The organism is Streptomyces sp. NPDC048415 (genome assembly GCF_040651675.1).
Taxonomy (GTDB): Bacteria; Actinomycetota; Actinomycetes; order Streptomycetales; family Streptomycetaceae; genus Streptomyces.
In genome coordinates this window covers 1-24919 of sequence record NZ_JBEZKJ010000089.1, presented here as the reverse complement: position 1 = coordinate 24919, position 24919 = coordinate 1, and the positions used below count along the sequence as shown (strand labels likewise).

Here is a 24919-nt window from a genome sequence, read left to right as displayed (position 1 = left end):
GGACAACCTGGATCTCGCAGGCAAGGCCGTCGTCGTCACGGGAGGCACCCGTGGGGTCGGGGCCGGGATCGCTCGCGCGTTCGCGCGGGTCGGCGCGCACGTCGTGGTCTGTGCGCGCAGACCGCCCGAAGCGCCCCTGGGGGATGTCGACTTCGTCTCCGTCGACCTGCGGGACCCGGCCGCCGTACATGCCTTCTTCGACGCGCTGCCCCGGCTCGACGTCCTGGTCAACAACGCGGGCGGCGCCCCCTACCGGCCGCTCGCGGAGGCGGACGCCGCACGGCACGCGCGGGTGATCGAGCTCAACCTCACCGCGCCGCTCACCGCCTCCGTCGCCGCGTACGAGCACCTCAGGCGGACCAAGGGTTGCATCGTGATGATCGGCAGCGTGAGCGGGACGCGGCCGTCACCCGGCTCGGCGGCCTATGGGGCGGCCAAGGCGGGGCTGGAGAACCTGGCCCGTTCGATGGCCGTCGAATGGGCCCCGGACATCCGGGTCAACACCCTGGTCGTCGGCATGGTCCGCACCGAGCTGGCGCACCTGCACTACGGCGGCGAGGACGGTATGTCCGCGGTCGCGCGAACCGTCCCGCTGGGCCGCCTCGCCCAGCCGTCCGACATCGGCGAAGCCGCCGTCTTCCTCGCCTCCGACGCCGCCGCCTACATCAGCGGGGCCTCGCTCCTCGTCCACGGGGGCGGCGAGCGGCCCGCCTTTCTCGACGCCGCGACCGCCAACAAGGACCGACAGGGAGAAGTGAGATGAGCGCACACTTGCTGTGTGAGGGGCGCGTCGTGATCGTCACCGGCGCGGGCCGCGGGCTCGGCCGGGCGCACGCGCTGGCGTACGCAGCCGAGGGTGCCCGGGTCGTCGTCAACGACCTCGGGGTCGGACTCGACGGCACGCCAGGAGCGGACAGCCCGGCCCTGCGGGTGGTCGAGGAGATCCGCGCGGCGGGCGGCGAAGCGGTGGCCCACGGCGGCGACATCGCGACGACCCAGGGCGCCGCGTCCCTCGTCCACACCGCCCTGTCGACGTACGGCCGTCTCGACACCCTTGTCAACAACGCCGGGTTCCTGCGCGACCGGATGCTCGTCAATCTCGACGAGGAGGACTGGGACGCCGTGATGCGCGTCCACCTCAAGGGGCACTTCCTGCCGTTGAAGCACGCGGCGGCGTACTGGCGGGCCGAGGCGAAGGCCGGCCGGACGCCGTGTGCCCGGGTCGTCAACACCAGTAGTGGTGCCGGACTGTTGGGGTCGGTCGGGCAGGGCAACTACAGCGCCGCAAAGGCCGGGATCGTCGGGCTGACGCTTGTCGCCGCCGCGGAGATGGGGCGGTACGGGGTCCAGGTCAACGCGGTCGCTCCGGCGGCGCGTACACGGATGACCGAGCGGACGTTCGCGCAGACCATGGGCCCGCCCGAGGCCGGCTTCGACGCGATGGCGCCGGGGAACGTCTCTCCGCTGGTGGTCTGGCTGGGGTCCGCCGGGAGTGGCGGGGTGACCGGGCGGGTCTTCGAGGCCGAGGGCGGGCGGATCACCGTGATGGAGGGGTGGCGGGCGGGGCCCAGCGCGGACAGGGGGGCGCGGTGGACTCCGTCCGGGGCCGGGGACGCCGTCTTGAAGCTCCTGGCGGAGGCGGAGGTTCCGGGGGCGGTGTACGGAGCGTAGGTTTTTCGCCCCCTCCGCCCCTACCCTCCCTCACTCTCGGCTTCGCTCGAGCGGGGGCCCCTACCTTGGGGGCCCGTACCTTGGTGGCCCGCCCCCCCATTTCGCGCTTCACGCTCGTCCTCAAACGCCGGACGGGCTGAATCTGCGCTCACGTGTCGCACTCCAGCACCGTCCGGCACAGCGCGCAGCGTGCGCGTACCCGGCCGCGTACCGGTACCCCGATCCGCTGCTGGCAGGTCGGGCACGGGAAGGAGACACGCAGGGGGCCCTGGCTGTCGGGGGTGAAGGCGTAGGGGACGCCGTGCTGGGGGCCGGGGACGCGGTGGTCCTGGGCGTAGCGGCGGTCCTTCGCGTAGCGGCGGCGGCCCGCCCAGCCGGCCGCGGTCAGCGGGGGCTGCTGTTCGTCGCGGCGTGCCTGCGCCATGCCCTTGGTGTACGCGGTGTATGCCTGTGGGCTGGTGAACCAGATCGAGGGGTCCTCGCCGAAGACGAGGGCGCGCTTGGCGAGGACGTAGCCGAACTCCTCGGGCGTGAGATAGCCGAGCTTCTGTGAGGACGCCGCGTCCTCGCGGTAGGCGTCAAGGAGGAGCCAGCCGGCACCGAGATACGTCGCGGCCGTGTCCGTGAGGATCTCGTTGTCGCGGGTGCCCGGGAAGGAGAGGTCGAGGCGGTGCAGGTAGACGTGCATCACCTCGTGGGCGAGGGCGGCGCCGATGTCCCTGCGGTGGGTGCGGAAGCGGTCGTTGAGTTCGATGAAGTACTCGGGGCCCGCGGCGAGTTCGACGTTGGCCGCGTGGGTCATCTCGCGGAAGCCGATGATCATCCGGGCGTCGGGGAGCCGGTAGTGCCGCACCATCTCGCGGGCCACGCGCTGTGCGCCCAGATGCAGGTCGTCGGTGTCGGCGAAGGCCACGTCGACGGGGGCCACGCTGGTCGCGAACGTGTGGATGGTGTCGTACGACAGCCGCTTGTACAGCGCGGTGATCGACGCCCGCACCGTGTCCAGATGCGGGTAGCCGTGCTCGACCGGTCCGCCGTTCGCCACGTCCGCACCCCCTGAAGACGCCAGGACTCCCTTCCACTCTAAGCGGGGTTGCTTCGGGCGGCGGGGTGCGCGGGCGCGCGGCGGCGCGGCTGGCCGGAATGCGGCTCTTGCCCGGGCCGCGCGGTGGTCCTCATAATCCGCACCAGCTTGGCAGGTGCATGCCAGTGCGCCCGGCCTTGCGTTCAACCCCCCACGAAAGGAAGCACGTTGAAGTCTCCCAAGAAGTTCCGCGTCATCAGAAGAGTGCTGGCGGTCGGTGCGGTCGCGCTCGCCGCCGTGTCCCTCCAGCCGCTGTCCGCGCAGGCCGCGCCCACGCCCGTCGTCGGCGGGACGCGCGCCGCGCAGGGCGAGTTCCCGTTCATGGTGCGTCTGTCCATGGGATGCGGCGGCGCCCTGTACACCAAGAGCATCGTCCTGACCGCCGCGCACTGTGTGGACGGTTCGGGCACCAACACCTCCATCACCGCCACCGCCGGCGTCGTCGACCTGCAGAGCAGCAGCGCGATCAAGGTCAAGTCGACGAAGGTGCTCCAGGCGCCCGGCTACACCGGCAAGGGCAAGGACTGGGCCCTCATCAAGCTCGCCAAGCCGATCGAGCAGCCCACCCTGAAGATCGCCACGACCACCGCGTACAACAACGGGAACTTCACCGTCGCCGGCTGGGGCGCCACCCGCGAGGGCGGCGGCCAGCAGCGCTATCTGCGCAAGGCCACCGTCCCCTTCGTCGACGACGCCACCTGCCAGCAGGCGTACGGCGCAGATCTCGTCCCCGGTGACGAGATATGCGCCGGATTCGTCGCACAGGGCGGGGTCGACACCTGTCAGGGCGACTCCGGCGGGCCCATGTTCCGCAAGGACGACACCGGTGCGTACATCCAGGTCGGCATCGTCAGCTGGGGCCAGGGCTGCGCGGAGGCCGGCTATCCCGGCGTGTACAGCGAGGTCTCTACGTTCGCGGCCGACATAGCCCGGGCGGCGGCAGGGCTGTAGTCGTACGCGTCACGGTGCGGGCGTCCGCGATCCCCGTCGCGGGCGCCCTGTCACCGTGGTCCCGGGACAGGCGACCGGCGGTGGGTAAGGGGCTCGGCGATGAATCCGCGCGTTGGCACACTCGGCGCCATGCCTACCGGACAACAGCCCAGCGCACCGTTGGAGATCGGCGCCAAGGACGCCCTGCTCGAGCAACGGCTCGACGACGAGCTCACCGCGTTCAACGCGGCGGCGACCGGCGCGGGCGAACCGGCCCCGCTCTCGGTCCGGGTGACCGACACCGCCGGTGAACTCGTCGGCGGACTCACCGCCTGGGTCCGGGGCAGCTGCTGCGCCGTCGACATGCTGTGGGTGCGCGAGGACCAGCGGCACGCGGGCTGGGGCAGCAAGCTGCTGGAGGCGGCCGAGGAGGAGAGCGCCCGCCGCGGCCGCACCGAGATGATCGTCTCGTCGTTCACTCCGGGCTCCCGACTTCTGTCGCCGGCACGGCTACCGCGAGACGGGCCGCACGGAGGGCATTCCCGGCGGCCATCAGGACGTGCACGTCCACAAGGTGCTGAAAGTCTGACGGCCGTTAGTCCAACTGCTCTCCCTCCTTTGTCCATGGGCACGCCGACCCCACGCGTCGCACGCTGGCGCCCCGGAACGTCGCCCCCAGGAGGAGAGCCTTGCAGCCCTCAGACACGTTCGCCCCCAGTCGTCGTGCCGTCGTCGTGGCGGGAGCCGCGGCCGGGATAGGCGCCCCGCTCGGCACGCCCGGCGCGGCCTCGGCGGCCCCCGGCGACGACATCACCCTCCGCTCCGGCGCCCTGGAAGTCCGGGTCGCCGCCGCCTTCCCGCGGATCGTCTCCTACACCGACCGCGCCAGCGGCGCCGTCCTGCACGGCCAGGAGGACGAGATCACCTCCGTCCTGATCGACGGCACCGAGCGCATCCCGACGGTCACCGCCACGGCGGCCGACGCCTCGGCCACGTACCGCCTCACCTTCGACGGCGGCACCACGATCGACGTCGAGATCAAGGTGTCGGACCGTCAAGTCGACTGGCGCGTCACGGACATCGCCGACACCGCCGCCCTCCCCGTCGGCACCCTCCGCATCCCCAGCCTCGCCTTCCTCTGCGTCCGCAGCGACCAGCCCGGCGCCCAACTCCTCGCCGCCCGCATCCAGCTGGACAAGTCCAAGAGCGGCGACACCCTGGTCACTCCGACCGCGGACAGCCCGGCGGAGGCGGCCACCGGATGCGCGTACGCCGTCGTCGCGCACCATGGACTCGCGGGCGCCGTGGAGACCAACACCGTCTACGACAAGCCCGACAGCACCAGTTCGTGGGAGAACGGCAGGCTCTGGCGCCAGACCGTCCGCAAGGACGGCTACGTCAAGGCCCAGCTCTGCCCCGGCCAGTGGACCCACCGCGCCGCGACCGCGACCGACACCGAGCCCCTCCCGTACGCCACCGTGATCGTCACCGGCGACCGCAACGGCGACGGCGTGATCGACTGGCAGGACGCGGCGATCGCCTTCCGCGACATCATGGTCACTCCGCTCGGCGCCGACGAGACGTATCTGCGCGTCGTCCCGCACATCCCCTTCAACTTCGCCTCGCAGGCCACCAACCCGTTCCTCACCACCCTCGACAACGTCAAGCGGATCTCCCTGGCGACCGACGGGCTGCGGCAGTTCACCCTGCTGAAGGGCTACCAGTCCGAGGGCCACGACTCCGCGCACCCCGACTACGCGGGCAACCACAACAAGCGCGCCGGTGGCCTCGACGACCTCAACACCCTGGTCCGGGAGGGCAAGAAGTGGAACAGCGACTTCGCCGTCCATGTCAACGCCACCGAGTCCTACCCCGTCGCCCACGCCTTCTCCGAGACCCTCGTCGACAAGACGAACGAACAGTGGGACTGGCTGGACCAGAGCTATCGCATCGACCAGCGCCGCGACCTCGTCTCCGGCGGCATCATCAAACGCTTCGCCGATCTGCGAGCGGAGACCGACCCGGCCCTGAACTCCCTCTACATCGACGTCTTCCGCGAGTCCGGCTGGACCTCCGACCGCCTCCAGCGCGCCCTGCGCGAACAGGGCTGGCACGTCACCTCCGAGTGGGGTCACGGCCTGGAGCGCTCCTGCCTGTGGTCCCACTGGGCGACCGAGACGGACTACGGCCCCGACACCTCCCGCGGCATCAACTCCCGGCTGATCCGCTTCATCCGCAACCACCAGAAGGACGTCTTCGCCGACAAGTGGCCCACCCTGCTGGGCATCGCCCGCATGGGCAACTTCGAGGGCTGGACCGGCAAGACCGACTGGAACGCCTTCCACGACCTGATCTGGACCCACTCCCTGCCCGCCAAGTATCTCCAGGCCTACCCGATCAGGACATGGGGCGAGCACGAGATCACCTTCGACGGGCCTACGTCCGTCTCCGATGCCGACGGCACCCGCCGCATCACCACCGACGGCCGACTCGTCTACGACGACGGCCGCTATCTCCTGCCCTGGGAGCCCAAGAAGCCCACGAAGCTCTACCACTACAACCCGGCCGGTGGCCGAAGCAGTTGGCGGCTTCCGCGCGGCTGGGAAGGCCTCTCCCGGGTCGCCCTCTACCGGCTCACCGATCAGGGCCGGGTGTTCCTGAAGTACGTCCCCGTGCGGGCCGGGGAGATCACCCTCGACGCCACGGCCAAGCAGCCGTACGTCCTCTACCGCACCCGCGTCGCCGACGCCCCCGCCCCCGCCTGGGGCCAGGCCACCCCGCTGCACGACCCCGGCTTCCACTCCGGTTCGCTGAGGGGCTGGACGGTCAGCGGTCCCGCCGCCGTCCGGATCAGCGACCTCGGCGACTACGAGCTGGTGATCGCCTCCGGTGGCGCCACCACCGTGTCCCAGCGGCTCACCCGCCTCAGGCCATGCCCGTACGCCGCGTCCGTGCAGGTCGAGGTGGGCGAGAGCGCGGACGACACCCGCAAGGCGTCCCTCCAGGTCCGTACCGCCGACGGTGTCACGGCCGTCAACTGGACCGAGACGTCCACCGCGGGCAACTACGTCGCCGCCGACCGCAAGCACGGCACCCGCTTCCAGCGGATGTTCACCTACTTCACCGTGCCCGAGGGCGGCGGCCCCGTCGACCTCACCCTGCGCGCCGACGCCGGGCACGCGCGCGTGCGTTTCGACAACGTGCGGGTCGTACCGGCACCACGTACCACCAAACAAGGAACCCTTGTCTTCGAGGACTTCGAGCACGTCCCGCAGGGCTGGGGCCCTTTCGTGAAGGGCGACGCGGGCGGTGCCACCGACCCGCGCACCCATATCGCCCAGCGGCACGCGCCGTTCACCCAGCGCGGCTGGAACGGCAAGGCGATCGACGACGTCGTTGACGGCTTCGAGTCACTGAAGTCACGCGGTGAGAACGACGGCCTGGTCTACCGGACCGTGCCGCACACGGTCCGCTTCCGGCCGGGACGCCGCTACCGGGTCACCTTCCGCTACGAGAACGAGAAGGCCGGGCAGTACGCCTGGATCACCGCCGTCGACCAGGGCGCGAGCACGAGCGAACTCGCCCGCGCGTCGCTGCCGGTGGCGACCGAACCGGCCGAACTGACCTACGAGTTCACCGCACCCGCCGAGGGCGAGGCCTGGGTCGGGCTGCGCAAGACCGGGGACGACGGCACGGCGGAGTTCACGCTGGACGCCTTCGAGGTGACCGAGGTGACCGAGATGCCCGAGGCCTCCTGAAGCTCCAGCACCCACACCTCGTTCACTCCCTCACGCAGGACCGGCCCGGGGACGTACAGCGAGCGCTGGGGGCCCATGGACCAGTAGCGTCCGAGATTGAACCCGTTGATCCACACGAACCCCCGAGTCCAGCCCGGGAGTTCGAGAAGGGCGTCCCCGGCGCCGCGCACCTCCACGGTGCCGCGGTAGAGGCCGGGGGCGCCCGTCCCGGGGAGCGCGCCGAAGGCGACACCCGAGACGTCGTCCAGCGCGTCCAGCCGCAGGCCGCGCGCCCGCACCCCGTGCAGATACTGCCGCTCGTGCAGCACACCTCCGGTGATGCCCTTCGGCTCGCCGGTGCGCGGCCCGTAGTTGACCCTCCCCAGCGACTCCACCCACAGCTCCACGCGCGCGTGCCCGGCGACGGGCTCCTTCAGCTGCGCGTCCTCCTCGGTCAGCACCCCGGCCGCCACCCCGTCGACGTACACCACCGCGAGATCCCGCAGCCCGCGCAGCGTCAGCGGGTACGGCTGCCGGGGGCCGGGCACGGTCACCTCGTACCTGACCAGGCCCCGGTCCACATCCAGCTCCTCGAAGGTGGGCGGCACGGGGTACTCGGCCTCGGGACCGCCGAGCGTCTCCAGTACGGCGTCCAGGGAGGCCCACTGCGGAAGACTGACCGATGCCGATGCCCCGAGCGGGGCGGGCGCGGGGGGTACGTCGGGCAGCGGTCCGTCCGCGTACGCGGCGAGGATCTCCCGGAAGCGCCAGAACTTCTCGGTGGGGCGCCCGAGTTCGTCGATCGGCGCGTCGTAGTCGTAGGAGGTGACGTCCGGCTCCAGCGGGCCCTCGTGCAGCGCGCCGCCGCCCCGGTTGGCGCCGGCCCAGCCCCCGAAGTTGGTGCCCCCGTGCGCCATGTAGACGTTGACCGACGCCCCGCACTCCAGGATCTCCCGCAGCGCGTCCGCCGCGTCCCGCGGATCGCGTACGACGTGTTCGGCGCCCCAGTGGTCGAACCAGCCGCACCAGAACTCCATGCACATCAGTGGGCCCTCGCCGCGGTGCCGGCGCAGCGTCTCGAACGCCTCACGCGCGTGGGAGCCGAAGTTGGCGGTCGCCAGCACGCCCGGAACCGAGCCGCCGGTCAGCATGTGGTCCTCGGGGCCGTCCGAGGTGAACAGCGGAACACTCACCCCCTCGGCGCGCAGCAGATCGGCCAGCCGGCGCAGATACACCTGGTCGCAGCCGTAGCTCCCGTACTCGTTCTCCACCTGCACCATCAGCACGGGCCCGCCGCGGTCGATCTGCCGCGCCACGATCTGCGGCAGCAGCTGATGGAACCAGCGCTCCACGTGCCGCAGATACTCCTCGTCACGGGTCCGCGGCCTGCCCGTCAGCCAGTGCGGAAGCCCGCCGTTGTCCCACTCCGCGCAGATGTACGGGCCCGGGCGTACGATCGCCCACAGCCCCGCCTCCCCGACCGCGTCCAGAAAACGGCCCAGCTGCCGTACGTCCCGGAAGTCACCCGGACGCGGCTCGTGGAGATTCCACGGAACGTACGTCTCCACACAGTTGAGCCCCATCGCCCGCAGCATCCCCAGCCGGTGCGCCCACTGCTCCTCGCGCACCCGGAAGTAGTGCAGCGCGCCGGACAGCAGCCGCACCGGCCGGCCGTCCAGCAGGAAATCCGTGTCCCCCACCGTGAACTCGCTCATGGCCACACGATCACCCCCTGGCGGCAGCCGCGTCCATGGACAAAGATCGTCGCTGATTGGACGCAAGAGGGGACCGGCCGGGCGGGAGGAAGCGGATGTACCACACCTGGATGCGCTATTTCACCCCCGGGCCCGCCCACCTCCGGCTCGGCCTCGCCTGCCTCGGAGTCGGCCTCCAGTACGGCGAACTGCCCGTCGTCGGGCCCCGCACCCTCGATCACCATGTGGCCGTCGTGATCAGCGCGGGCAGCGGCTGGTACCGCACCCCCGACGGTCACCGCCACCCCGTCACCGCGCCCGCCCTGATCTGGCTCACCCCCGGCACACCGCACCACTACGGGCCCGACCCGAGCTGGGACGAGTGCTTCGTCGACTTCACCGGGCCCGCGACGGCGACGTACACCGAACTCGGCTACATCGAACCCGGCCGGCCCGTGGTTCCCCTGGCCGACGCGGCCGCCGCCCGCTCAGTCGTCGGCCGCATCGCCCGCGCCGCCCGCCGCGGCAACCCCCTGCTGGAGGTGGAGACCGGCGCCGCCGTCCACGAACTCCTCGTCGCCCTGCGCCGCGCCCGCGCCGACCTCGCCCCCGACGGCGACGAAGTACTCCAGGCCCTCGCCCGCGACGCCTTCAAGACGATGTCCGTCGCCGACCACGCGGCCCGGCACGGCATGACCCCCGCACAACTGCGCACCGCCGTCCGCCGCGGCGCCGGCTGCAGCCCCAAGGACTACCTCCTCGGCATCCGTCTCGGCCGCGCCAAGGAACTCCTCGCCGCCACCGAACTCCCCGTCGCCGCCGTCGCCCGCCGCGTCGGCTACGACGACCCCGCCTACTTCTCCCGACTGTTCACCCGCCGCGTCGGCACCGCGCCCGTCCGCTTCCGGGAACAGCAGGGCCGCACCGTCCCCGGCGGCTGGAGCGACCGAATACCGGACCCCGACGATCCGCCCATGATCGACCGCCCGCACGCCACGTAGGGTGGGACCTCATGACCACGAGCACGCCCCAGGAAGCCGATCCCGCCGTCACCGCCGAACTCGCCCGGCTGCGCGACAGCATCGACAACATCGACGCCGCCGTCGTCCACATGCTCGCCGAGCGCTTCAAATGCACCCAGCAGGTCGGTCATCTCAAGGCCGCGCACCAGCTGCCGCCCGCCGACCCGGCCCGCGAGGCCCACCAGATCGCCCGCCTGCGCCGGCTCGCCGAGAGCGCCAAACTGGATCCGGCCTTCGCCGAGAAGTTGCTGAATTTCATCATCGCCGAGGTCATCCGCCACCACGAGCGCATCGCGGACGACGCGGGCAACGGCACGGCCGATACGAGGGAGTGACACCGGGTGGTCCCAGCGTGCATCCTGCGCTGAGCACACCTTGTCGGGCACAAGCTGAGCGCACCTGTCGGGCACGCGCAGTCACATCACGGGCACAGAAGTGGGTCCGTGCGGGCATAAGCTGGAATGTCCAAACGAGGGGACGCCGGGCCATGCCATCGGACGCCAAGATCCTCATCGTCGACGACCATGAGGACACGCTGTACGCCCTGGAGAACGCCCTGGCCCCGCTCGGCCACCGGGTGGCGCGGGCGACCAGCGGGGACGGCGCGCTCAAGGAGGTCCTGCGCGGCCAGGTCGGGCTGCTCCTCCTGGACGTGCGCATGCCCGGCGTCAGCGGCCTCGACGTCGTGCGCTACATGCGGCGCCTGGAGCAGACCCAGCGCATCCCGATCATCCTGCTCACCGGCTTCGGCCCGGACGCCGAACTCACCTCCATCGCCTACGGCCTCGGCGTCGCCGACCTCGTCATGAAACCCGTCGAACCCTGGGCGCTGCGCACCAAGGTCCGCTACCTTTACGACGCCTACCAGCGCCACCAGGCACTCGAACGGGAGCTGCGCGCACTGCGCGCCCAGATCAAGGAACCCGCCCCGCCCGACCCCGGCCTGCCGCACCCCGACACCCGCGTCCCCCTCCAGCGCGAGCCACGCCACGGCAAGCTGGAGCAGGGCCGCACATAAGGTTCATCTCCGGCGGCCTCTGTGCCTGGTCGGAGGCATCAGGCAGCATGTCCCCATGTCCGTACTGACGCGCGACGAAGCGCAGACCCGTGCCCAGCTCCTCGACGTCCACCACTACGGGATCGCACTCGACCTGACCCGCGGGGACGAGACCTTCGACTCCCTGACCGTCATCCGCTTCACCGCCCGCGCCGACGCGGACACCTTCGTCGAGCTGAAGCCCGCCGAGCTGCGCTCCGTCACCCTCGACGGGCAGCCCCTCGACCCCGAGACCCTCGTCGAGAACCGGCTGCCACTCAAGGGCCTGACCGCGGGCGAGCACGAGCTGCGCGTCGACGCCGCCATGCGCTACTCCCGCACCGGCGAGGGCATGCACCGCTTCACCGACCCCACCGACGGCGAGAGCTACCTCTACACCCAGCTGTTCATGGAAGACGTCCAGCGCGTCTTCGCCGCCTTCGACCAGCCCGACCTCAAGGCCGTCTTCGAGCTGACCGTCACCGCCCCCGACGGCTGGACCGTCCTCGCCAACGGCGTCACCGAACACCTCGGCGACGGCAAGTGGCAGGCCGCCCCCACCCCGCTGATCTCCACCTACCTCGTCGCCGTCGCAGCCGGTCCCTGGCACTCCGTACGCACCGAACACCGCGGCCTGCCCTTCGGCATCCACTGCCGCCGCTCGCTCGCGCCCCACCTGGACGCCGACGCCGACGAGATCCTCGGCGTCACCCGCGCCTGCTTCGACCGCTACCACGAGAAGTTCGAGGAGCCCTACCCCTTCGACTCCTACGACCAGGCCTTCGTCCCCGAGTTCAACGCCGGCGCCATGGAGAACCCCGGCCTGGTCACCTTCCGCGACGAGTTCATCTACCGCTCCGCCGTCACCGACACCGAGCGGCAGACCCGCGCCATGGTCATCGCCCACGAGATGGCCCACATGTGGTTCGGCGACCTCGTCACCCTGCGCTGGTGGGACGACATCTGGCTGAACGAGTCCTTCGCCGAGTACATGGGCTACCAGACCCTCACCGAAGCGACCCGCTTCACCGACACCTGGACCGACTTCGGCGTCGCCCGCAAGTCCTGGGGCTACGACGCCGACCAGCGCCCCTCCACCCACGCCGTCGCCCCCGACCCGGACGCCGTCCCCGACACCGCCTCCGCCATGCTCAACTTCGACGGCATCTCCTACGCCAAGGGTGCCTCCGCACTCCGGCAGCTGGTGACCTGGCTCGGCGAGAAGGACTTCCTCGACGGCATCAACACCCACTTCGCCCGCCACAAGTTCGCCAACGCCACCCTCGGCGACTTCCTCGACTCCCTCGCCGCGGCCACCGAACGCGACGTACACGCCTGGGCCGAGGCCTGGCTGCGCACCACCGGCGTCGACACGCTCATCCCCACCGTCGCCGCCGCCGACGGCACCCACACCCTCACCGTCGAGCACCGGGGCAGCCGCCCGCACCGCATCGCCGTCGGCCTCTACGACCGCGACCTCACCGACGGCAGCGGCCTCACCCTCCGCGAACGCCTCGACCTCGACGTCCCGCAGACCGAACCGGCCGCCATCGGCAAGCGCCCCGCCCTGCTCCTCCTCAACGACGGCGACCTGTCCTACGCCAAGGTCCGCTTCGACGCGGAGTCCTTCCACACGGTCCGCACAGCCCTGTCCGGCCTGCCCGATCCGCTCACCCGCGCCGTCGTCTGGAACTCCCTGCGCGACGCCGTACGCGACGGTGAACTGCCCCCCATGGCCTACATCGAGGCCGCCCGCGCCCACCTCCCGCACGAGAGTGACCTCGCCCTCGTCCAGGGCGTCCTGTCTTTCGCGTCCGCCCACGTCGCCGACCGCTACCTGTCGCCCCAGGACCGCCCGACCGCCCTCGCCACCCTCACCGACCTGTGCCGCGACCTCATCCGCCGCACCGAGGACGGCTCCCACCCCGGCCTGCGGCTGACCGCCGTACGCCACTACATCGACGTCGCAGCCCACCCCGACACCATCAGCGCCTGGTTCTCCGAAGGCACCGTCCCCGGCGGACCCGAACTCGACCCCGAGCTGCGCTGGCGCATCCTCGGCCGGCTCGCCGTCCTCGGCGCCGTCGACGACGCCGTCATCGACGCCGAACTCGTCCAGGACCCCAGCGCCACCGGACAGGAAGGCGCCGCCCGCTGCCGCGCCGCCCTGCCCGACCCCGAGGCCAAGCGGCACGCCTGGGAGGAGATGTTCGGCTCCGACGAGCTGTCCAACTACCTCTTCACCGCCACCGCCCAGGGCTTCTGGCAGCCCGAACAGGCCGACCTGGTAAGGGAGTACGTCGAGCGGTACTGGTCCGACGCCGTGGCCGTCGCCGCCCGCCGCGGACCCGCCATCGCCGAAGCCGCCGGCCGCTGGGCCTTCCCCGTCCACGCCGTCTCCGCCGCAACCCTCGCCCTCGGTGAGACCTGCCTGCGCGACGCCGACCCCATCCCGGCCCTGCGCCGCAAACTCGCCGACCAACTCGACGACCTGGGGAGGGCATTGAGCGTGCGGGAGGGATAACGGAGGGATAACTCAGCCCCTCCGGCGTTTAAGGAGCGGGGGTTCGGAGGCGGAGCCCCAAGGACGGGAAGGGTAGGGGCGGCGGAGGCGAGAAACGCCTCTTAGCACCCCCACCCTCCCCCCCACATTTCCTCCGGGCGGCAGTACCCCCTTTCGGGGGCGAATCGTTGTCTTTGGCGAGCGCGCCGACCCCAACCGCGTACACGCTTGACCCCCTGCCGCGCGCCCACCGGAGGACACCCATGAGCACGCCGCCACTCGCCTCAGGTCCCGAAGGCTCCGACGCCCTGCGGCCGTTGCTCGACACCGTCCTCGACGCACTGCGGCAGGGTGGCGCGGCGCGCGGGGGACCGCTGCCCGCAGGGGGACCCGAGGCGGTGGCTCAGCGGGTGCGGGACGCGGTCGGCGATGTACTGCCCGTGCAGGGTGCCGACAACGCCCTGCACACCCTTGTCCGCGCCCTCGCCGAAGGCGCCGCCGACCCCGCCGACCCCCTGTGCGCCGCCCACCTGCACTGCCCGCCCCTCGCCGTCGCCACCGCCGCCGACCTCGCCGCCACCGTCCTCAACCCGTCGATGGACTCATGGGACCAGGCACCGGCCGCCTCGGAGCTGGAGGCACTCGTCACCAACGCCCTGGCCAGGGAACTGCACGCGGCGGACGCTGTCGTCACCACCGGCGGCACCGAGTCCAACCTGCTCGCCCTCCTCCTCGCCCGGGAAGCACACGGCGGCGTACGACTCGTCTGCGGAGCAGGCGCCCACCACTCGCTGCCCCGCGCCGCCTGGCTGCTGGGCCTGCCCGAGCCGATCGTCGTACCCGCCCCCAACGCAACGATGGACCCGGCCGCCCTCGACGAAGCCCTCACTCAGATGCGGGGCCCCTTCCTGGTGGCCGCCACCGCCGGCACCACCGACGCCGGACTCATCGACCCGCTGCCCGAGATCGCCGACCTGTGCGCCACCCACGGCGCCCGCCTCCACATCGACGCCGCCTACGGCGGAGGCCTCCTCTTCAGCGACCGGCACCGGCCCAAACTCGACGGACTCGACCGCGCCCACACCGTCACCCTCGACCTGCACAAACTCGGCTGGCAGCCGGTCGCCGCCGGCCTGCTCGCCGTAAAGGACTCGCGCGACCTCGCCGTATTGGCCCACCGCGCCGACTACCTCAACGCCGACGACGACACCGAGGCAGGCCTGCCCGACCTCCTCGGCCGCTCCCTGCGCACCAGCCGGCGCCCCGACATCCTCAAAATCGCCGTCACCCTCAAAACACTGGGACGAGCCGGGCTCGGCGCCCTCGTCGACCAAGTCTGCGCCCGAGCCCAGGAGTTGGCCGACCTCATAGCTGCCCACCCCGGCTTCGAACTCTACGACCGGCCGGTCATCAGCACCGTCCTGTTCCGGCCCGCCGGGGCCACCGACGACGCCGTCGCCGCCGTACGCCGCAGCCTCCTCACCGAAGGCCGCGCCATCCTCGGCCGCGCCGCCCTCGACGGCCGCCTCTGGCTCAAAGCCACCCTCCTCAATCCCCACACCCGGCCGGGCGACCTGGCCACGCTCCTGAAACTGGTGGAAGGACACACCCCCCAATGAGCCCGACGCCCCACCCGCCACGCCCCGCCGCCGAAGCACCCCGCGACCTGGTGGGCATCGGCATCGGCCCCTTCAACCTCTCCCTCGCCGCCCTCGCCCACCCCCTCGCCGAACTCGACACCGTCTTCTACGAACAACGCCCCGGCTTCGACTGGCACCCCGGCCTCCTCATCGACGGCGCCACCCTCCAAGTCCCCTTCCTCGCCGACCTGGTGACCCTCGCCGACCCCACCAGCCCCTGGTCGTTCCTCAACTACCTCAAGGCCCGCGAACGCCTCTTCCCCTTCTACTTCGCCGAGCGCTTCCACATCCAGCGCACCGAATACGACGCCTACTGCCGCTGGGTCGCCGACAACATCCCCGGCCTCCACTTCGGCCACCAGGTCGACGCCGTCCGCTGGAACCCCGAACGCGCCCTGTTCGAAGTCGACTTCACCCAACTCGACACCGGCGGCGAAGCCGAAGCCCTCGGCCGCTCCTACACCCGCAACATCGTCCTCGGCGTCGGCACCGCCCCCCACATCCCCGAACCCCTCAAACCCCTCGTCGAAGCCCCCGGCGTGCCCGTCATCCACGCCGCGGACTACCTCAAGCACCGCGAGCAGTTCCTCACCGCCGAACACATCACCGTCATCGGCGCGGGACAATCCGGCGCCGAAGTCTTCCTGGACCTCCTGCGCAACCGGCCCACCGGACGCGAGAAGATCCACTGGCTCGCCCGCACCGAAGCCTTCGCCCCCATGGAGTACTCCAAGCTCGGCCTCGAGCACTTCACCCCCGACTACACCCGCTACTTCCACCACCTCACCGAACCCGTCCGCGACCGGCTCGTCGCCGCCCAATGGCAACTCCACAAAGGCATCGACGCCGACACCATCGCCGCTATCCACGACGAGCTCTACCGCCGCACCCTGCACGGCGGCTGGCCCGACGCCGTCCTCACCCCCGCCGTCACCGTCCGCACCGCCGGACGCGTCGCCACCAGCAAAGTCGAACTCCACCTCGAACACGGCCAGCAAGGCGTCCGCTCCCGCCTCACCACCGACGCCGTCGTCCTCGCCACCGGCTACCGCGAACGCCCCCTCGGCCAGATCCTCGCCGGACTCGACCCCTACCTGCGCCGCGACAGCTCCGAACGCCCCCGCATCGACGACCAGTTCCGTCTCGTCCTCGACCCCTCCGTCACCGGCCACGTCCACGTCCAGAACGCCGAACTCCACACCCACGGCGTCGGCGCCCCCGACCTCGGCCTCGCCGCCTGGCGCAGCGCCACCATCCTCAACTCCCTCACCGGCAAAGACCCCTACCCGCTCCCGGGAAGAACCGCCTTCACCACCTTCGGACTCCAGCAGCCCCCCGAGGTTCCGCAGGCCCGCCACACCACCCGGACACTCACCCCCCTCGTCGAGGGAAGGTAGGGAAACGGCAAGCCAGGAAGAAGCCCTACGGCGGTCGCGTTGGGCCCGGCATGACCACCACATGGATCGCCGCGCAACGTTCCGCCGTCATCAACCCGTACGAGACGTTCCACCTCTTCGAACCCCGCGGCTTCACCGACCAGACCGTCCGACAAGCCGTACGACTGGCCGGCCCGGGCGAGGCCTTCCGAGTGCGGCTCAGCAACCGCTACGGGAAAGAACCCCTGGAGATAGCCGGGGCACACATCGCCTGCCGCACCGAGGGCAGCGGCATCGACACCTCGACGGACACCCCGCTGCTCTTCGCGGGCGCCACGAACGCCACGATTCCCGTCGGCGAGGAGATCGTCAGTGATGCGGTCGAGCGGGCCGTCGGCGCGGGGAGGAGCTCGTCCTCAGCCTCCATCTGCCCGGGAACACGGGGCTGACGACCTACTCCGCCGTGCCGTACGACATCGGATACGCCGTCCCCGGCGACCGGCTCGGCGCCGAAGTCCTGAGGGACGCCGAGGAACTGACGATCGGTCACTTCCTCACCGGGATCGACGTCCTCGCACCGTACGACACCCGGATCGCCGTCGCCTTCAAAGACTCCTGGATCGAGGGCGCGTTCACCACACCCGGCACCGACCGAAGCTTCCCCGCCCAGCTCAGCCGCCGCCTCAGCCGCGGCTGGACAGTCAACCAGGCATCTCCGGAAACCGCCTGCTCACCGACGAGATCGGCGAGCACCTGCTCGCCCGGGTGGAACGCGACGTCCTCCAGGTGCCCGGCGTCAGCCACGTCCTGATCCACATCGGGCTCAACGACCTCGGCCTGCCCGGATTCACCTCCCACCCCGAACCCGGCACACTCCCCACCGCCGAGGACTTCACCGCCGCCCTCACCGCCCTCGCCGACCGCCTCCACGGCGCCGGACTCACCGTCATCGGCTCCACCATCGGCCCCTACCGCGGCACCGTCCACGAGGGCTACGACAGCGAGACGGGCCAGACCGTACGCCGCGAGGTCAACGCCTGGCTGCTCGGCGGCCACCACCCCTTCGACGCGATCGTCGACGCAGCGGCCGCCGTCGCCGACCCGGACCAACCCGACCGGATCCGCGACGACTTCAACGCGGGCGACGGCCTCCACGTCAACGACGCCGGCGCGAAAGCCATCGCCGACGCCGTGGACGTAACCCTGCTGGCCCTCTAGAAAACAGGCCGTCTAGCAAAACAGGCCGTCTAGAAAAACAGGCCGTCTAGAAGAACAGGCCCTCTAGAAAAACAGGCCCTCTAGAAAACCGGCGTGCCGTTCCGCGTCAGCTTCCAGTCCACCGAGGCGAACTCCTTCGGGTCGAGCGTGCCCTTCGCCGTCACCCACTCGGCGATCCGGGTACGGATCTCCGTCGACTCCGACCACACCTCGGTGGCGGAAGCGACATGCGGGAAGGCACCGCCACCATTGGCACGGTAGTTGTTCACCGCCAGCACGAACCGCTGGGCATCATCCAGCGCGGCACCGCCATACGTCAGGTTCTTGATCCGCGAACCCGCCGCCTGGGCGATGTCGATCTCGTAGTGGAAGCCCGACACATAGTCGTAGTTGTAGTCCGGGCGGCCCCCCGCATTGGTCAGCGCCTCCACATCGACCGCCGCGTCAGCCGCCGTCCGGACGAAATACTCCGCCGAGTACTCCAGGTACGCCCGCACCTGCGCGCCCGTCAGCACCTTCGCGACCAGCGTGTTGTCGTACACATACAGACTCGACAGATCCCGGATCGTCACCTCCCCGGCCGGAATCTCCGACGTACGCGAGAACGGCGACGCCTGCGCGATCACCGGCAACGACGCGTACTCGCTGCCCACGAGAGCCGCCTTGACCACGTCCTCCTGCACCTTGGTGATCAGGTCGATGATCGGGGCGTCCTTGTACCGCGCCTCGACCGTCGTCAGCGTCTCGGTCGCCCCGCCCACCACCTGGTTGACATACGCCACGACCACGTCGTGCTCGTCCTTCAGCAGCCTGGTGATCTTCGGGTCGTCCGCCACCGAGTTCGAGTTGCGGACCGACGCCGCCACCGACTCGACCTGCCACCTCCCCTTCTCGAAGACCAGCTCGAAGTCGAAGACGGAAAGCCGCTCCGCGTACGCCAACGGCTCCGACAGCACCACCGTCTTCCCCGTCGCCGTGTTGGTGACCTTCAGCTCGGGAATCTCCACATGTGCGTGCCCCACCAGAATCGCGTCGATTCCCGGCACCTGCTGCGCCACCAGCGCCGCCGAATTCTCCACATACGGCAACTGGTCACCGTACGACGACGTACCGGACGAGCCCGAGTGCGCCGACACGACAACGACATCCGCCCCCAGCGACCGCAGCTTCGGCACCCACTTCGCCGCCTGCTCCTCAAGACCCGGGAACGTCAACCTGCCCTGCACATACGCCTTGTCCCAGATCGCGATACCCGGGTTCGTCAGACCGAGGACAGCCACCTTCACCGGCGGGGCACCCGCCACATGGAACTTCTTGATGAAGTACGGAGGGAACGCCGGCTTCAGCGTCTTCGCGTCCAGCGCGTTCGCACCCAGCAGCGGGAAGTGACACTGCGACTCGAACTTCCGCAGCGTCTCGATGCCGTAGTTGAACTCATGGTTGCCGAGCGCCGCCGCGTCGAACCCGATCGCGTTCATCGCCTGCGCCATCGGGTGCACCGGACCGCCCTTGGCGGTGATCGGGTCCACCTTCGCGTAGTAGTACGTCAGCGGAGTGCCCTGAATCGTGTCGCCCGCGTCCAGAAGCAGCGTGTTGCAGCGGCCCTTCTCCTCGCGGATCTCGTTCACCAGCGTCGAAATCCGCGCCAGACCCTGCGCGTTGCCCGCCTTGTCCGTGTACTCCGCGTCCTTGAAGTAGTCCCAGTTGAAGACATGGCCGTGCAGGTCCGTCGTGCCCAGCACCGTCAGCGAATACCGCTTCGGAGACTTCCCGCTCCCCGCGGCCTCGACAGCCTGCGCCGCCGGAGCCGCGGCAGCGCCCGCGAGCGCGACCCCCGCACCCGTCACAGCGGACTTCTTCAGGAACTTCCGGCGGTTCAACGGCATGTCTATGGCTCCTCGCGAAATGGTCAACGACGCGCGTAGATTCTGACCCGGACACGACGAGCGGCAACAGATCCAGGAGGTTTCGATCTGGTGACCGACAGACACCCCAAGCGCCCTCCCAGTGACAGAGTGGGACGTATGGCCCCCAGCGCAGCGGAACCCCAGCCCGCGGTCCCCTACGGAACACCCGAATCCCCCCGCATCGCCGTCCGCGGCGAAGCCCACCTCGAAGTCGACCCCGAAATCGCCCGCATCGGCATCACCGTCAGCGCCCGCGGCACCGACCGACGAGAAGCCCTCACCGACCTCACCCACCGCAACGCCACGGCACTGGACCTGATCAAGTCCTACGGCGACGCGGTCGAGCGCGTCGAAACCGGCGCCTTCTCCATCAGCCCCGAACTCACCAAACACGGCCGCGGCGAACGCATCCGCGCCTACCACGGCCGCGTCCACCTCACCGCCGAACTCACCGACTTCACAGCACTGGGCGAGCTCACGACACGACTCGCCGACCTGGACCTCACCCGCGTCGACGGCCCCTGGTGGACCCTGCGCCCCGACTCACCCTCCCACCGCCGGGCCAGGCAGCAAGCCGTCCACGAAGCCGTCCAACGCGCCCGCGAATACGCCGAAGCCCTCGGAACCACCCTCGCCGCACTCGTCGAACTCGCCGACATCGGCGCCGAGAACGCCCAGCCCTACCCCGCCGCCCCCGGCCGCGCCATGCGCTCCATGGCCCACGGCGCCGGCGCCGCCGACGAAGCCGCCCCCCTCGACCTCGAACCCCAACGTCAACACGTCTACGCCCAGGTAAACGCCCGCTTCACCATGGCCCCACCGGAGTTGTCCGCATAGACGCCGCGCTCATTGGAGCACCCCCGCGCACAATTCAACGCTTGTCAATAACCCTTCACGCAAAGGTTGTTGAGTGGTCATGCCGGGCCAATTCCCTACTGACCGGTAAGGCCTAGGCTCAAACCATGCGCCGAGCAAAAATCGTCTGTACATTGGGCCCCGCCACCGACACCTACGACCAGATCAAAGCCCTGGTCGACGCCGGAATGGACGTAGCCCGCTTCAACCTCAGCCACGGCACCTACGCCGAACACGAGGAGCGCTACCACCACGTACGAAAAGCCTCCGACGAAACCGGCCGCAGCGTCGGAATCCTCGCCGACCTTCAAGGCCCGAAGATCCGACTCGGCCACTTCAGCGAAGGCCCCGTACTCCTTGAACGCGGAGATACCTTCACCATCACCGTCGAAGAGGGAGCCGAGGGCGACCGCCACACCTGCGGCACAACCTACGAAGGACTCGCAGCCGACGTCACCACCGGCGAACGCATCCTCGTCGACGACGGCAAAGTCTGCCTCGAAGTCACCACCATCGACGGCCCCCGCGTCCACACCACCGTCATCGAAGGCGGCATGGTCTCCGACCACAAAGGCCTCAACCTCCCCGGCGTCGCCGTCTCCGTCCCCGCCCTCTCCGACAAGGACGAAGCAGACCTCCGCTGGGCCCTGCGCTCCGGCTTCGACATCATCGCCCTCTCCTTCGTCCGCAGCGGACGCGACATCGACGACGTCCACCGCATCATGGACGAGGAAGGCCGCCGCCTCCCCGTCATCGCCAAAGTCGAAAAACCCCAAGCCGTCGACAACATCGACGACATCGTCGCCGCCTTCGACGCAATCATGGTCGCCCGCGGCGACCTCGGCGTGGAAATGCCCCTCGAACAGGTCCCCATCGTCCAAAAGCGCGCCATCAAACTCGCCAAGCGCAACGCCAAACCAGTCATCGTCGCCACCCAGATGCTCGACTCGATGATCGACAACTCCCGGCCCACCCGCGCCGAGGCCTCCGACGTCGCCAACGCCGTCATCGACGGCACGGACGCCGTGATGCTGTCGGGCGAGACCAGCATCGGCAAATACCCCATCGCGGCCGTACGCACCATGGCCCGCATCGTCGAAGCCGCCGAGGAAGACATCCTCGCCAAGGGACTCCCCCCACTCACCGAACGCAACAAACCCCGCACCCAAGGCGGCGCCGTCGCCCGCGCCGCCGCCGAAATGGGCGACTTCCTGGGGGCGAAGTTCCTGGTCGCGTTCACACAGTCGGGCGACACGGTCCGCCGCCTGTCGCGATACAGGTCACCGATCCCACTGCTGGCCTTCACACCGGCCCCAGCCACCCGGTCGCAGCTGAACCTGACCTGGGGCGTGGAAACCTTCCTCGGCCCCCACGTCGACTCCACCGACGCCATGGTCGACCAGGTCGACGAACTGCTCCTCAAATACGGCCGCTGCCAAAAGGGCGACATCGTCGTCATCACGGCGGGATCCCCACCCGGCGTATCCGGCACCACCAACCTCGTACGCGTCCACCACATCGGCGAGGACGACAGCCCCAAGTAGCGAACGAGGCGCTCTATGGGGCCTTACGGCCTCACGACGTCGAAGTCCGCCGTCGGGCTCGCGACCACCGAAAACAGCTTCGTCAGCAGGGCCGCGTCACCCGACGTCCGAATCGACCCCAGCCCCTTCCCCGCAAGCAGCAGAAGCAACTGCGCCTTGGTCGTGGTTCTCGGAGACGGCGTGCTCCATGAACCCCTCGGGGGCGAAGATGGGTACGTCCCCCGCCCCGTCCGGCAGAACGCCACAGCAACCTCCGTAGTGGTCCACATGGGGGTGCGCGTAGACCAACCCCGTGACCTTCCTGACCGCCACGTGATCGCGATACAGCTTCAGCGCGGCGGCGGCCGTCTCGGCGGAAATGAGCGGATCGATGACGACGATGCCGGTGTCGCCCTCCACGATGGTCATGCTGGACAGATCGAGCCCCCGCACTTGATAGATCCGGTCCGTCACCTTGTACAGCCCCTGCTTCCGCGTGAGCTGCGACTGCCGCCGCAGACTGGCGTTCGCGGTCTTGGGCGCCGGGTCCTTCAGGAAGCCGTACGCGTCGTTGTCCCACACGACGGCGCCGGCGGCGTTCTTTACTACGCCGGGTTCGAGCGCGGCGATGAATCCCTTGTCGGCGGCCTCGAAATCACCGGTGTCCGTCGTATTGCCTCCGCCGTCGGCGTCGAGGGCCGAGGCGGACTGCGCGCTCACTGCGACAGCCGCCGCAGCCGCACCGGCGGCCGCGGCGACGAAACCTCGTCTGTTCATCGGAGTCATGCGGCCGAAGATCGCCGCGGGGGCTACCGCCGGTCAACCGTTCTTCCGCGAATTGGGGCAGCTCCCAGTCGGGGGCGGGGTGGGCGGTGACGGGTCATATTGCGGGGTCAGTACTTGGGGCCTACGTGGGTGTCCATGAGGGCAACGGAGGCCTTCTTGGCGACGGAGATGTTGTACGGGTTCCCGTTGCGGGTGCAGTGGGTCCACTGGATGCCAAGCGTGTCGAGGGTGTCCGTGTAGAGCTGGCGGATGTCGTCTGAGACGTTGGTGAAGAAGTACCGGGGATACTCGTAGCGCTGCCGCTCACCGCCGACTAGGCGGGTCGTCCAGTTGGTGATCCGGCAGCCGTCGGAGTGGATGAGGCCCCGGACGAACTCCCAGGGGTGGGCGTCGACGACGTCCTGCTGCCAGGGTTCAAGGACGATGGGGCGCTCGTGCTTCTTGCCGGGGCCGTGCTGAGGGAACATGCACGTCCAGTGCTTGGTGTAGGACTTGACCTCGATGCAGCCCGGCTTGTAGCGCTGTTTGACGCTCGGCAGCGGCATCACCTTGCGCATCGCGTCTTCGGCGGCCGCGATCAGGCCGGTCTGAGTGGCGTTGCAAAAGATGGACAAGTGGTGCTGCTTGGGCTTCGAGACGATGTGGCCGTCGCCGAGGTAGAGGCCCAGTAAGTAGGCATATGCGACCCTGTCGAAGTCACGGGTTGTGCACTGAGGACAGTCCGTCGGCTGCTCGTAGGTTTCGCCGCGCACTCTGCGATCTTCGCTGCGCCACCAACCGACAGTTCCGCGCGGGACGTTGAGGTTCTCCGCGACAGTGCGGTTGGGCGTGCCCTGGCGCATGAGTGCGACCGCTTGGGCGCGAATCGAAGGGCTGTGCTGTTCCATGCGGACACTGTGTGTTATCGATCGTGACCGCACGCAGCAAAAAGCGGATGTTCACGAGAACGGGAACATCCGCTTATTTGCGTCGACCTTGGAATCGAAGGAAAAGTGCCCCGGGTGGGATTCGAACCCACGCTGTCGGTGGTTTGAGCACCGTGTCTCTACCGCTGGACTACCGGGGCTTCCTCTAAAACAAAGGCTGGCGGTCACCCGCCGTGCCCTCACCTTACCGCAGCTAGGTAGGCTCTTGGGAGCAGTACCCGCCCCTGAACGAGGAGCCCCCGTGACCGCCCCCGAGTCGCCCCAGCCCGTAGACGCGCCCGACGACGACAAGTCGCACGTGCCTCCGCTGACGACCCGTGTCGTCATCGCTGAGGACGAGGCGCTGATTCGTCTCGACCTCAAGGAGATGCTGGAGGAAGAGGGCTATTCCGTCGTAGGCGAGGCGGGTGACGGTGAGGAGGCCGTCGAGCTGGCCCGGAAGCACAAGCCGGACCTGGTGATCCTCGATGTGAAGATGCCCAAGTTGGATGGCATCTCGGCCGCCGAGAAGATCGCTGAGGAGGGCATCGCTCCCGTCCTGATGCTCACCGCGTTCTCGCAGCGCGACCTCGTCGAGCGTGCGCGTGACGCGGGTGCGATGGCGTATCTGGTGAAGCCGTTCAGCAAGAGTGATGTCGTGCCGGCGATCGAGATGGCTGTCTCGCGGTTCACGGAGCTGAAGGCGCTGGAGAAGGAGATCGAGGATCTCACGCTGCGTCTGGAGACGCGGAAGCTCGTCGACCGCGCAAAGTCCGTCCTTCAGACGGAGTACGGGCTGACGGAGCCTGCTGCCTTCCGGTGGATTCAGAAGACGTCGATGGACCGCCGTATGTCGATGCAGCAGGTCGCGGAGGCGGTCATTCAGGACGCCGAGGAGAAGAAGTCCAAGGGTTAGTCCGGACTCGTGCAGCGGAAGAGGCCCGCGCCCCCCCCAGGGGGGCGGGGCGCATAGTGTTCCAGGGGAGGGGGCAGTACACGCCCCGGGGTGGCGGGGGGTCGGGTTAGTCGGGG

General features: G+C 69.7%; 20 protein-coding genes, 1 tRNA gene and 2 pseudogenes. 17 read left to right on the top strand and 6 right to left on the bottom strand.

All coding sequences use genetic code 11. The annotated features are described in order from the left end of the window. Positions 1-7 precede the first annotated feature (7 nt). Both AB0D27_RS36600 and AB0D27_RS36595 read left to right on the top strand, forming a co-directional pair. Positions 8-763, top strand: a complete 756-nt coding sequence (locus AB0D27_RS36600; RefSeq protein ID WP_362517379.1) for an SDR family oxidoreductase — start codon at positions 8-10, stop codon at positions 761-763. Further along, on the top strand, positions 760-1671 hold the full coding sequence (locus tag AB0D27_RS36595) for an SDR family oxidoreductase (RefSeq protein ID WP_362517354.1): 912 nt from the start codon (positions 760-762) through the stop codon (positions 1669-1671). Before AB0D27_RS36600 ends, AB0D27_RS36595 begins: the two co-directional genes overlap by 4 nt. A 148-nt stretch (positions 1672-1819) precedes the next feature. Here AB0D27_RS36595 and AB0D27_RS36590 read toward each other — a convergent pair whose 3' ends face one another. Continuing rightward, the gene (locus tag AB0D27_RS36590; RefSeq protein WP_362517351.1) at positions 1820-2716 is read right to left on the bottom strand and encodes a hypothetical protein; all 897 of its coding nucleotides are present in this window, start codon (positions 2714-2716) and stop codon (positions 1820-1822) included. 207 nt (positions 2717-2923) lie between these two features. Here AB0D27_RS36590 and AB0D27_RS36585 point away from each other — a divergent pair, with 207 nt between their 5' ends. The 3 genes and pseudogenes from AB0D27_RS36585 to AB0D27_RS36575 form a co-directional block, all read left to right on the top strand. Beyond that, positions 2924-3706 carry a serine protease gene (locus AB0D27_RS36585; RefSeq protein ID WP_362517348.1) on the top strand — a complete coding sequence of 261 codons (783 nt, stop codon included), beginning with the start codon at positions 2924-2926 and terminating at the stop codon, positions 3704-3706. Between the two features lie 129 nt (positions 3707-3835). Beyond that, entirely contained in the window at positions 3836-4444 is a 609-nt protein-coding gene (locus AB0D27_RS36580) for a GNAT family N-acetyltransferase (RefSeq protein ID WP_362517345.1), read from the top strand. Next, positions 4375-7419, top strand: a pseudogene (locus AB0D27_RS36575) (endo-alpha-N-acetylgalactosaminidase family protein); the annotation flags it as partial. The gene AB0D27_RS36580 and the pseudogene AB0D27_RS36575, both read left to right, overlap by 70 nt. Here the strand turns inward: AB0D27_RS36575 and AB0D27_RS36570 are convergent. After that, complete coding sequence (locus tag AB0D27_RS36570; RefSeq protein ID WP_362517342.1) at positions 7311-9137, bottom strand: beta-galactosidase family protein; 1827 nt, start codon at positions 9135-9137, stop codon at positions 7311-7313. The pseudogene AB0D27_RS36575 and the gene AB0D27_RS36570 sit on opposite strands and share 109 nt — an antisense overlap. A gap of 95 nt (positions 9138-9232) precedes the next feature. On the opposite strand from AB0D27_RS36570, the gene AB0D27_RS36565 reads away from it, so the two are divergent. From AB0D27_RS36565 to AB0D27_RS36525, 9 genes are all read left to right on the top strand, one after another. Continuing rightward, positions 9233-10117 carry an AraC family transcriptional regulator gene (locus AB0D27_RS36565; RefSeq protein ID WP_362517339.1) on the top strand — a complete coding sequence of 295 codons (885 nt, stop codon included), beginning with the start codon at positions 9233-9235 and terminating at the stop codon, positions 10115-10117. An 11-nt stretch (positions 10118-10128) separates the two neighbouring features. Further along, the gene (locus AB0D27_RS36560) at positions 10129-10473 is read left to right on the top strand and encodes a chorismate mutase (RefSeq protein WP_362517337.1); all 345 of its coding nucleotides are present in this window, start codon (positions 10129-10131) and stop codon (positions 10471-10473) included. 152 nt (positions 10474-10625) lie between these two features. Further along, complete coding sequence (locus AB0D27_RS36555; RefSeq protein ID WP_362517334.1) at positions 10626-11156, top strand: response regulator; 531 nt, start codon at positions 10626-10628, stop codon at positions 11154-11156. A 55-nt stretch (positions 11157-11211) separates the two neighbouring features. After that, complete coding sequence (pepN, locus tag AB0D27_RS36550; protein ID WP_362517331.1) at positions 11212-13698, top strand: aminopeptidase N; 2487 nt, start codon at positions 11212-11214, stop codon at positions 13696-13698. Positions 13699-13940: 242 nt separating this feature from the next. After that, entirely contained in the window at positions 13941-15296 is a 1356-nt protein-coding gene (locus AB0D27_RS36545; RefSeq protein ID WP_362517328.1) for an aminotransferase class I/II-fold pyridoxal phosphate-dependent enzyme, read from the top strand. Next, positions 15293-16714 (top strand): SidA/IucD/PvdA family monooxygenase, encoded by a 1422-nt coding sequence (locus AB0D27_RS36540; protein WP_362517325.1) that lies wholly within the window; start codon positions 15293-15295, stop codon positions 16712-16714. Before AB0D27_RS36545 ends, AB0D27_RS36540 begins: the two co-directional genes overlap by 4 nt. A 50-nt stretch (positions 16715-16764) precedes the next feature. Next, positions 16765-17142, top strand: a complete 378-nt coding sequence (locus tag AB0D27_RS36535; RefSeq protein WP_362517323.1) for a hypothetical protein — start codon at positions 16765-16767, stop codon at positions 17140-17142. A gap of 14 nt (positions 17143-17156) precedes the next feature. Next, complete coding sequence (locus tag AB0D27_RS36530; protein WP_362517320.1) at positions 17157-17504, top strand: hypothetical protein; 348 nt, start codon at positions 17157-17159, stop codon at positions 17502-17504. After that, a complete protein-coding gene (locus AB0D27_RS36525; protein WP_362517318.1) occupies positions 17459-17911 on the top strand; it encodes a GDSL-type esterase/lipase family protein in 453 nt (150 codons plus the stop codon). The genes AB0D27_RS36530 and AB0D27_RS36525 overlap by 46 nt, the downstream gene beginning before the upstream one ends. An 80-nt stretch (positions 17912-17991) precedes the next feature. Here the strand turns inward: AB0D27_RS36525 and AB0D27_RS36520 are convergent, their stop codons facing one another. Further along, on the bottom strand, positions 17992-19797 hold the full coding sequence (locus tag AB0D27_RS36520; protein ID WP_362517315.1) for a 5'-nucleotidase C-terminal domain-containing protein: 1806 nt from the start codon (positions 19795-19797) through the stop codon (positions 17992-17994). A 138-nt stretch (positions 19798-19935) separates the two neighbouring features. Between AB0D27_RS36520 and AB0D27_RS36515 the strand changes: the two genes are divergently transcribed. Both AB0D27_RS36515 and pyk read left to right on the top strand, forming a co-directional pair. Then, positions 19936-20655 (top strand): SIMPL domain-containing protein, encoded by a 720-nt coding sequence (locus AB0D27_RS36515; RefSeq protein ID WP_362517313.1) that lies wholly within the window; start codon positions 19936-19938, stop codon positions 20653-20655. Between the two features lie 125 nt (positions 20656-20780). Continuing rightward, positions 20781-22217 carry a pyruvate kinase gene (gene pyk, locus AB0D27_RS36510; protein WP_362517311.1) on the top strand — a complete coding sequence of 479 codons (1437 nt, stop codon included), beginning with the start codon at positions 20781-20783 and terminating at the stop codon, positions 22215-22217. A gap of 165 nt (positions 22218-22382) precedes the next feature. Here the strand turns inward: pyk and AB0D27_RS36505 are convergent. The 3 genes and pseudogenes from AB0D27_RS36505 to AB0D27_RS36495 form a co-directional block, all read right to left on the bottom strand. Then, a pseudogene (locus tag AB0D27_RS36505) lies at positions 22383-22982 on the bottom strand (MBL fold metallo-hydrolase); the annotation flags it as partial. Positions 22983-23089: 107 nt separating this feature from the next. Next, on the bottom strand, positions 23090-23869 hold the full coding sequence (locus AB0D27_RS36500) for a helix-turn-helix domain-containing protein (protein WP_362517309.1): 780 nt from the start codon (positions 23867-23869) through the stop codon (positions 23090-23092). Positions 23870-23975: 106 nt separating this feature from the next. Beyond that, positions 23976-24048, bottom strand: a tRNA-Leu gene (locus AB0D27_RS36495). Positions 24049-24149: 101 nt separating this feature from the next. On the opposite strand from AB0D27_RS36495, the gene AB0D27_RS36490 reads away from it, so the two are divergent. Then, positions 24150-24803 (top strand): response regulator, encoded by a 654-nt coding sequence (locus tag AB0D27_RS36490; RefSeq protein ID WP_362517306.1) that lies wholly within the window; start codon positions 24150-24152, stop codon positions 24801-24803. Positions 24804-24919 lie beyond the last annotated feature (116 nt).